At 49.9% G+C, this 9,511-nt stretch carries 10 protein-coding genes; 9 read left to right on the forward strand and 1 reads right to left on the reverse strand.

Annotated elements, in window-relative coordinates; genetic code table 11:
- Nucleotides 1-220 precede the first annotated feature (220 nt).
- From ETR37_RS10880 to ETR37_RS10890, 3 genes are read left to right on the forward strand one after another with little or no spacing between them, the layout of a single operon-like run.
- A complete protein-coding gene (locus ETR37_RS10880) occupies nt 221-964 on the forward strand; it encodes a YveK family protein (RefSeq protein WP_129447246.1) in 744 nt (247 codons plus the stop codon).
- Nucleotides 954-1,652 carry a CpsD/CapB family tyrosine-protein kinase gene (locus tag ETR37_RS10885; RefSeq protein ID WP_129447247.1) on the forward strand — a complete coding sequence of 233 codons (699 nt, stop codon included), beginning with the start codon at nt 954-956 and terminating at the stop codon, nt 1,650-1,652. The genes ETR37_RS10880 and ETR37_RS10885 overlap by 11 nt, the downstream gene beginning before the upstream one ends.
- 59 nt (nt 1,653-1,711) lie before the next feature.
- Nucleotides 1,712-2,497: an SGNH/GDSL hydrolase family protein gene (locus ETR37_RS10890; RefSeq protein WP_129447248.1), complete on the forward strand. Its 786-nt coding sequence runs from the start codon at nt 1,712-1,714 to the stop codon at nt 2,495-2,497.
- A gap of 130 nt (nt 2,498-2,627) precedes the next feature.
- On the opposite strand, the gene tagU is transcribed toward ETR37_RS10890, so the two are convergent.
- On the reverse strand, nt 2,628-3,569 hold the full coding sequence (tagU, locus tag ETR37_RS10895; RefSeq protein WP_129447249.1) for a polyisoprenyl-teichoic acid--peptidoglycan teichoic acid transferase TagU: 942 nt from the start codon (nt 3,567-3,569) through the stop codon (nt 2,628-2,630).
- Nucleotides 3,570-3,803: 234 nt separating this feature from the next.
- Here tagU and ETR37_RS10900 point away from each other — a divergent pair, with 234 nt between their 5' ends.
- The 6 genes from ETR37_RS10900 to ETR37_RS10925 form a co-directional block, all read left to right on the forward strand.
- Entirely contained in the window at nt 3,804-4,568 is a 765-nt protein-coding gene (locus ETR37_RS10900; RefSeq protein WP_129447250.1) for a tyrosine-protein phosphatase, read from the forward strand.
- 597 nt (nt 4,569-5,165) lie between these two features.
- Complete coding sequence (locus ETR37_RS10905; RefSeq protein ID WP_129447251.1) at nt 5,166-6,536, forward strand: AAA family ATPase; 1,371 nt, start codon at nt 5,166-5,168, stop codon at nt 6,534-6,536.
- On the forward strand, nt 6,529-7,092 hold the full coding sequence (locus ETR37_RS10910; RefSeq protein ID WP_013146577.1) for a hypothetical protein: 564 nt from the start codon (nt 6,529-6,531) through the stop codon (nt 7,090-7,092). Before ETR37_RS10905 ends, ETR37_RS10910 begins: the two co-directional genes overlap by 8 nt.
- Nucleotides 7,093-7,139: 47 nt before the next feature.
- Complete coding sequence (locus ETR37_RS10915; protein WP_129447252.1) at nt 7,140-7,820, forward strand: hypothetical protein; 681 nt, start codon at nt 7,140-7,142, stop codon at nt 7,818-7,820.
- A 116-nt stretch (nt 7,821-7,936) separates the two neighbouring features.
- Nucleotides 7,937-8,821, forward strand: coding sequence for a UTP--glucose-1-phosphate uridylyltransferase GalU (gene galU / locus ETR37_RS10920; RefSeq protein WP_129447253.1), 885 nt, complete (start codon nt 7,937-7,939; stop codon nt 8,819-8,821).
- Nucleotides 8,822-8,834: 13 nt separating this feature from the next.
- A partial coding sequence (locus ETR37_RS10925) for a sugar transferase (RefSeq protein WP_164977999.1) occupies nt 8,835-9,511 on the forward strand: 677 nt, incomplete at its 3' end.

Genomic DNA, 9,511 nt, shown 5'->3' on the forward strand with positions numbered 1-9,511 from the left:
TCATTTGGCCAAAATTAGTACTCATTTCGGCTAGCGATGTCCCTTTCTATTCGCTATAATGGGAATGTCGATTCATGTTCGAAAGATCGGGACAGAGGTCGAACACCGCGATGTCCTTGCGGGGAAAACACCCGCACAGCCCACCCATTCTACATCAGAAGGGGCGTACATTCAGCGAACGTCAAGCAAGACGGAGGCAAACAAGAGAGGGGGAACACGGATGGAAGAAACCATCAGCCTGCGTGAGCTGTTCGAAACATTGCGCAAACGGCTTTGGCTCATCGTGCTGATCACCGCGCTAGCGACCGTTGTAAGCGGTGTGGTCAGCTATTTTCTATTAACGCCGATTTATCAGGCATCGACACAAATTCTCGTCAACCAAGCGAAATCGGAGCAGCAGCTCTACAACTTCAATGAAATCCAAACGAACGTGCAGCTCATCAACACGTACAGCGTCATCATCAAAAGCCCGACCATTTTGGAAAAAGTGAAAGACGAGCTCCGCCTTGACCGGACGATCGACGAGCTGAACGAACAGATTCAAGTCTCAAGCGAAAAAGACTCGCAAGTGTTCTCCGTCACCGTCCAAGATCCCGATCCCGCCTTGGCGGCTGAGATCGCCAACAAAACCGCGGAAGTGTTCAAAAACGAAATCGTCAAAATCATGAACATCGACAACGTAACGATTCTCTCGAAAGCGGAAGTGAAAGACCATCAAGCCCCGGTCAAACCGAAGCCATTGCTGAACATGGCCATCGCCTTTGTTGTCGGCTTGATGACGGGTGTCGGGCTTGCGTTCCTGCTTGAATATTTGGACAACACGATCAAGACGGAAGAAGACGTCGAAAAACATCTCGGCCTGCCGGTGCTCGGTGCGGTCAGTTTGATCACGGCGGAAGGCGGGCAAAAAGCGAAACGCGAAACCGCCATTCCACAAACAAGAGGTGAAACCATTGGCTCGTAAACCAGCAGCATCAATCCGCAAAGCGGAACGGAAGCTGATCACGGTCGAGAATCCAAAATCCCCCATTGCAGAGCAATACCGGACGATCCGAACGAATATCCAATTTTCATTCATTGATGCGCCGCTCCGCTCCCTAATTGTCACGTCAACCGGACCTGGCGAGGGAAAATCGACCACCGCGGCGAACTTGGCTGCCGTCTTCGCCCAGCAAGGGAAAAAGACATTGCTCATTGATGCCGACTTGCGCAAACCGACCGTCCATTACACGTTCCGCTTAAACAACTACAAAGGACTGACCAACGTCTTAACGGGTTCGGCGCCGCTGTTGTCGACGTGCCAAGCGACCGAAATCGATCACTTGTCGGTTTTGACGTCGGGCCCGATTCCGCCCAACCCCGCCGAGCTCCTCAGCTCGAAAGCGATGGCGCAATGCCTCGAACAGCTGTATGAGACGTTTGACCTTGTCGTCTTCGACACCCCGCCTGTCTTGGCCGTGACAGACGCGCAAATTTTAGCCAATCAATGCGACGGCACCGTCTTGGTCATCGAAAGCGGCGGCACCGAAATCGAAGCGGCGGTCAAGGCGAAAGAACTGCTCGAAGCGGCCAACGCCAAACTGCTCGGCGTTGTCTTGAACAAGCGGAAGCACCGCGACGGCGGGTATTATTATTACTATCAATACAAGTAACCACAAACGGCTTCCCGACCGCGGGAAGCCGTTCTGATAGAGAAAAGGGGAGAGAACCGTTGAGAAACTTCGTCTTCATCCTTTTGCTCACCGCCGCTTGCCTTGCCTTTCTGATCACCGGTCACTTGTACTGGGAGCGAAAAATCGAAGCCACCGTGCAAGCGGCGCGGGCGAAAGTCGAAACATCCGCCAAGCAGGAAACGGAGACGAGCCAAACGGAAGCGATCCTCGCCCGCGCTAGGCAGCTGCCAGCGGCCGCGCAAGCTGCCATCAAGCGGGCGGTGGAGGAACACCGTCCGATCCGTCTTGTCATCGCTGGCTCCGAATCAACGCCAGAAAACGGCGGCTGGCCTGAGCGGTTGAAACAAGCGCTCGATGACGCCTACGGGAAAGGCGTGTTTCACATCACCGTCCACGAATACGAGGGCTTGACGACCGCCGACGCCGACCGACAGCGCATCGCCGCCGACTGGGTCAAGGACAAGCCTGATCTTGTCTTGCTTGAACCGTTTTTGTTAAACGACAACGGCGTCGTGACGATCGACGACACGCTTGCCCACATCCAATCGATCATCGACCAACTCAAATCGGCGGCCCCGAATGCGGTCGTGATCTTGCAGCCGCCGAACCCGATTTACAACGCGACCTACTATCCGCGGCAAGTCGAGCAGCTTGAAGCGTTCGCGAAAGAGAACGGTTATCCTTATATCAACCATTGGCCCGCCTGGCCGGATGCAAACAGCGAGGAACTGAACCGCTACGTCGACCCGCAAACCGACTTGCCGACCGCAGAAGGCGCCAACGTGTGGGCCGATGCGCTCGCCAAGCATTTCATTGCCCGATAAAAACGAGGGCGTCCCAAAAGGATGGGGACGCCCTCGTTCGTCTCCGTATATGTGCACTTGACCACTTTTTCCACACTATATGTTGCGCCTATCTTGAAGACAGACGGCCTTTTGGGTCAGCACTGTCGCATTACTTCACCGCTGTCGCTTTCAGCTCGAGATGTTCTTTCAACTCATTCGAAATCGCCAGCCGTTCGCTCTCCGGCACAAGCAAGTAATAAATGCCGTTGATTTTCGTCCCTTGTCCCGTAATATGCAGCTGCTTAATGTGCTTGCGGGCGTCTTTGTAATTCGCTTGAATTTCTTTCATTTCCTCAAACGTCAAGTTCGTTTTCACGTTTTTCCCGATCGCTGCGAGCACATCGCTGTAATTGGCAAGCGACGAGAAGCTGGCGCCTTTCTCAATAATCGCTTGAATGATCTGCTTTTGCCGATCCTGGCGCCCGAAATCGCCGCGCGGGTCCTCTTTCCGCATGCGAGAGTATTTCAGCGCTTCGTCCCCGTTCAATGTAATCTCACCTTTGGGGAAATGCGTTCCTTCATACGTAAACGCGAACGGGTTGTTCACCGTCACACCGCCGACGGCATCGACAATGTCGCGGAAGCTTTCCATGTTGACTTTAATGTAATAGTCAATCGGGATGTCCAAGAAATGCTCGACCGTCGCCATTGTCATCTCCACGCCGCCAAAGGCGTACGAGTGGTTGATTTTATCTTCCGTCCCTTTTCCAACGATTTCGGTCCTTGTGTCGCGCGGCACGCTCACCATGTCAATCGACTGCTTGTTCGGATTCACCGTCATCACAATCAGTGTATCCGCGCGCCCGCGATCCCCTTTGCGTTCATCAACGCCGATCAACAAAATGGAAATCGGCGTCTTCCGTTCAAACGAAACGTCTTCTTTTCGCTTCTCCGACTTCCAGTTGACGTTCTCATGCATTTGGTTCGCCGTCTGTTTCACATGATGATAAATAGAATAGGCGAATATTCCCGCTCCAGCGAATAACACGACGAGCAATCCCGTCACCCAGCGGAGCCATGTTTTCTTCTTTTTCCGACGTTCTGCTCTCATGCGCACTCTTCCTTTTCCGTTCAGAAATTTTCGTGCATACCATTTCGATTATAGATCGTTTTCGAAAAGAAGACAACTGACAGCCGCATTGGCTGGCGTTCCAGCTTGTCCCTAATTGGTGGAATTTGTCTTCCATTTCGACGATGTTCGACAAATTTCTCCCGTTGATAGCCCGTTTTTCCTATGTTACCATAATAGTTGTTTAGTAGAACGAAAAAGCGAGGAGGAGTGACGATGATCGACATTCATAGCCACGTTTTACCAGGTGTTGACGATGGAGCGTCGACAATGGAAGACGCCATCGCCATGGCGCAAGCGGCAGCCAGCGAAGGGATTGCGACGATCATCGCCACTCCCCATCATCAAAATGGGACGTATGAAAACCCAAGACCAGCCGTCCTTTCCTTGGCGGCTGAGTTGAACGACGAATTGAAACGGCGCGGCATTACCTTGAACGTGCTTCCAGGCCAAGAAGTGCGCATCCACGGCGACTTGCTTGACGGCCTGGCCCGCGGCGAGGTGATGACGCTTGCCGATACGCCATACGTCTTGATCGAATTTCCGCCCGATCACGTGCCGAAGTATGCGGAGCAGCTCCTCTTTGATGCGCAAGTAAAAGGGTTCATCCCGATCATCGCCCATCCGGAGCGAAACGTTGAAATCATCGAATATCCAGAGCGGCTGTACCAGCTCGTCAAACGCGGTGCCTTGGCCCAGCTGACGGCATCGAGCGTTACAGGCCATTTCGGCAAGAAAATCAAGGCGTTCTCGTTTCAGCTGATGGAGGCGAACTTGGCCCATTTCATCGCCTCGGACGCCCACAACACGAAAACGCGGCCGTTTCGCCTCCGCGAGGCGTACGAGGTGATCCGGAAAGAATACGGGACAGACATGGTGTACTACTTCCAAGAGAACGCCGAGCTGCTCGTTCGCGGCCAAGCCGTGTTCCGCGACGAACCACAGCGGGTGAAAAAGAAAAAGTTCCTTGGCCTCTTTTAGAAATAGTTGGCAGTATGATATAAAAAAGGCTCTTCACCACAACATGTACTTGACAAGCAATACGGTTTCCTGCACAAAGATATGCAAAAAGTGCTGATTTTCCCTCACAAGCGTAAATAGGGTATGTTCAGAAAAAATCAAGTACAACTTTTAGTGAAGAGCCATAAAAAAGTAGAAGAGATACTTCTTTTTTTGTCCGTTCGGTGTCGAAACATGGCTTGTTTCTTGTAGAACGATTCAGGATCATGTCGAACGGCATCCAATAGCGGTGGCTCTTTCTTTAAGACAGTTTGGCTTGCGCGGCGAGAGATTCCTAGCAGCGGCTTCTTGGTCTTAAAGACAGGCCGTTTTCTTGCTTCGCGCTTTTTCCGGTGATGTCTCCTTACCGTTATCAATGGAGGCACTCGGCCATGCCGTGGGTGGGGACGATGACGGTCCCGGCACCTTAGACGCCCGTCGTCGAGGGTGTGGCGTGAGGGCGGGTTAGATGCCCGATTTTTCACTCGTTTTTATCTAATTCAGTGATTATGAGTCAGGCGTATCGTTTATAATAGAAAGATAGAGGATCCGTAATCTGTGAAAAGAGGCGATGCGCGCATGGAACAAACTTGGGCGTTAAAGGTTGAGCGATTTGGAAAGATCAAACAGGGGGAAATCGATATTGCCCCGTTAATGTTGTTTGTCGGCGACAACAACAGTGGGAAAAGCTATCTGATGTCGCTTCTTTGGGGGGTGTTGTCCGAGGGGCGCAAGCTGTTTCCAAAAGACCCTCCGAACACGTCCACGTACAAGGAAATCGATCGCTTTCTTGAATCGTCTATCGGCGATGACTGCCTCATCCAAGACCGTGAAGCGCAACTGTTTGTCCAATGGTTTAATGATGTTCTCAGAAACAAAAAAAGCGAGTTGGTTCGAACGATTTTTCGGCGCAAAATCCCGATCGGTTCGTTAAGCATCGAGCGGTACCGCCGTTCTGAACCGCTGCGAATCATCTTTGAAAAGAAAGATTCGCTCCAAGGCACTCGTTTTTCGACGGGGAAACACTATATTCGCATCCCGTATACGGATCGAAGCAAGGGACAAGCGACAGAGCGGTATCGCATGGCTCAATACATTACGTGGAATTTGCTGATGGATGGACTTACATCGCCGTTTTACCCGCCATCCAGACAAGGCGGCATCCAAGGGCGGGCCATTGGCGAAGCGCTGTATTTGCCCGCTTCGAGAACAGGGTTCATGTTGTCTTACAAGGCGCTGGTGCAAGAGATGATGGAACGGATGATCAACGAAGAACATGAGGAACCATCCCTTGACTTCACGTTGCCTGTCTATCGATTCTTGCAAGCGTTGTTGCGTTTGGAGGAAAGCGGACAGTCGAAATATGCGGACATCGGACGATTTATTGAAACCGAGATTGCCAACGGAACCATGGACCAAGAAAAAGGACCGATTCCATCGTTCTACTATTGCCCACAAGGCAAACAAGAGCGCTTGCCGTTATACGTCACATCGTCGCTTGTAACTGAACTGTCGCCGCTCATTTTGTTTTTAAAATCAAAAGCAACGTACCGTTCACTCTTTTTTGAAGAGGCAGAAGCGCATCTGCATCCACGCGTCCAGCGCATATTAGCGACAGCGCTTGTCAAGTTGGCCAACCGAGGCATGCCGGTGTGGTTGACCACCCATAGCGATATTTTGTTCCAACAGGTGAACAATTTGATCAAACTTCACCAGCATCCAAAGAGAGAACAGTTGATGAAAACGTATGGCTATGTCGATGAGGACGCGATTGATCCGAAAAAGGTGAGGGCGTACCAGTTCCGCATGCAAGGCCAAGACACGATCATCACGCCGCTCATTCCGACCGAAAACGGCTTTCCGGCGGAAACGTTCAATGAAGTCATTTGGCAGTTGAATGAAGAGACGTATGCATTCCAGATCGGGGAAGAGGATGGAGAGGATGAATAACCTCGAATACCTTGAGCGAAGCTTTTATGAGAAAACGGGGGAAACAGGCGGAACGTTATATGTGATCGAGCAGGAAAAATCGGGAGAAGCACAAGTAACGCTCCACTGTTCCAACGAAGCCGTAGTGTTTTCGATCAAGCCTAACAACGGATTCCCTTATCTTCGAACCAAAAACACACCCGATGGCATCGTCTTTGTCAGAAGAGAGAAGCAATGTTGGGAACTGCACATTTTTGAATGTAAAAAAACAGTAAGAGTGAAGAGTTGGGAAAAGGCGAAACAGCAGTTTGAAGGAGGCATGCTTCATGCCTATATGTTACGAGGGCTTTTGGATCTTCCGCCTTTTTCAAAAATATGTGTATACACGGCCTACCAGGATGACCATTTATCGAAAAACTCGCCAGATCCAGCTTTGTTTCGGCAACCGGTGGGCAAACCTGTGAAGAAGCCGCCGTATGCGGACTGGGATGATCCAAGCCTTGTCATTTTGGGGCATGAAGTTCCTCATCAACGCATTCCACTGAATGACTCCGGACAAGGAGAATACACGTTGTAACGTTTCCCTGCCGCGCCATGCTATAATGGCGTCAAGGAGGTGAAGCCATGAGCCAAGAGCTGAAAGAATTGCTTCGTTCCGTCTTGCAAGAAGAACTGAAACCAGTCCACGACAGGCTCGAGCGGTTGGAAGGCACAGTCGGACACATTCGTCAAGACGTATCGCAGCTGCAGCAAGACGTATCACAACTTCAGAAGGATGTCACCCAGCTGCAACAAGGCCAACAGACATTAGAAACCACGGTTTCCCAAATTCAAAAGGACGTTGCCCAGCTCCAAGAAGGGCAGAAGGCGTTGCAGCGTGAGGTCATTCATCTGCAACAAGGCCAACGGACATTGGAAACGACGGTTTCTCAAATTCAAAAAGACATTGTCCAGTTGCAAGAAGGCCAGAATGCATTGCAGCGTGAGATCGTCCAGCTCCAAGAAGGCCAACGGACATTGGAAACGACAGTTTCTCAAATCCAAAAAGACATCACCCAGCTGCAACAAGGCCAACAAACACTAGAACACGAGATGGCCGGCATGAAGCAGACGCAAGAACGAATCCTCGAAGAGCTGCGCATTTCCAAACACAATCAATCCCTCATTTTAAACGATGTCACCAGCATCAGAAAGTCCGTCGATGTCACCGTCTCGTACTTGCAGCGCCGATCCGATGTGATGTTCGACAAACTGATCGATCACGAAAAAGAAATCTTGAATCTGAAATCAAAACTGCCAAACTAAGTCCCCAAAAAGGGACTGTTTTTTATGCCCATATGCATCGGCGCATCGGCGCAGCTGCGGTTGCACCGATGCGCGGGGGCATAGGGGCCAACTATACATAGGGGGTTACGTACCACATGAAAAAAGTGCGCAAAGCGATCATTCCAGCAGCGGGGCTCGGCACGCGCTTTTTGCCAGCAACGAAAGCGATGCCGAAAGAAATGCTGCCGATTGTTGACAAGCCAACGATTCAATACATCGTTGAAGAAGCAATCGCATCAGGGATTGAAGATATTATCATCGTCACAGGAAAAGGAAAACGTGCAATCGAAGACCATTTCGACAACGCTTTTGAGCTTGAACAAAACTTAATTCAAAAAGGCAAATACGACTTACTCGAAAAAGTAAAAGAACCATCGAAAGTCGACATTCACTACATTCGCCAAAAAGAACCGAAAGGACTTGGCCACGCCGTCTGGTGCGCGCGCAACTTTATCGGCGACGAACCGTTTGCCGTTCTGCTTGGTGACGACATCGTCCAAGCGGAAACACCGTGCTTAAAGCAATTAATTGACCAATATGAACAAACTCTCAGTTCCGTTATTGGTGTCAAAAGAGTGCCTGATAACGAAACGCACCGCTACGGCATCATCGATCCGCTCGAGCAGCACGGACGCCGCTACCAAGTCCGCCAATTCGTCGAAAAACCAGCGCCAGGCACCGCGCCGTCCAACTTAGCGATTATGGGAAGATACATACTTACACCGGAAATCTTTCTATTCCTTGAAAAACAAGAAGCCGGCGCCGGAGGAGAAATTCAGCTTACCGACGCGATTCAAAAATTGAACGAAATTCAACGTGTCTTCGCCTACGAATTCGAAGGCAAGCGTTACGATGTCGGAGAAAAGATCGGGTTTATTAAGACGACGATTGAGTTTGCGTTGCAACATGACGAATTAAGAGACGACCTTATTCAATTCATGGAAAAAATATTAAATGATGTGAAAGTAGAAGAGAAATAAGGAGGACGGGGAGTTGGCGAAACCAGGCAGTACCGCGACTGTCGAAATCAAACGTCACCATCAAGTGGTTGTAAATGATAAAAAAGGATATTTAATCGCCAAGCGAATCATGGATATATGCGGAGCGCTAGCAGGACTTATTTGTTTATCATGGCTATTTCTTATTGTCGCGCTCCTTATTAAACTAGAAGATCCAAAAGGACCTGTATTTTTTAAACAAGTCCGCGTTGGCAAGGACGGAAAAGAATTTTATATGTATAAATTCCGCTCGATGGTAACCAATGCGGAAGAATTACTAGAATCCTTGCTTCATTTAAATGAAGTAAGCGGCGCAATGTTTAAAATGAAAGATGACCCACGCATCACAAAAGTAGGAAAGTTCATCCGCAAAACAAGCATTGACGAACTACCACAACTATGGAATGTATTAAAAGGGGATATGAGCTTAGTTGGACCACGGCCGCCACTGCCAAGGGAAGTAGCGCAGTATACGGAGTATGACAAACAGCGATTGCTTGTGACCCCGGGGTGTACAGGGTTGTGGCAAGTGAGTGGGAGAAGTAATGTTGGGTTTGAGGAAATGGTCGAACTAGATTTGAAATATATTCGAGAGCGATCGTTATTATATGATATAAAAATTATATTTAAACTCACATTTCGCACCCTAACAAGGTCAAAACAAAGGATTTT

This window comes from Geobacillus sp. PK12, from assembly GCF_004123125.1.
GTDB classification, from domain to species: domain Bacteria; phylum Bacillota; class Bacilli; order Bacillales; family Anoxybacillaceae; genus Geobacillus; species Geobacillus zalihae.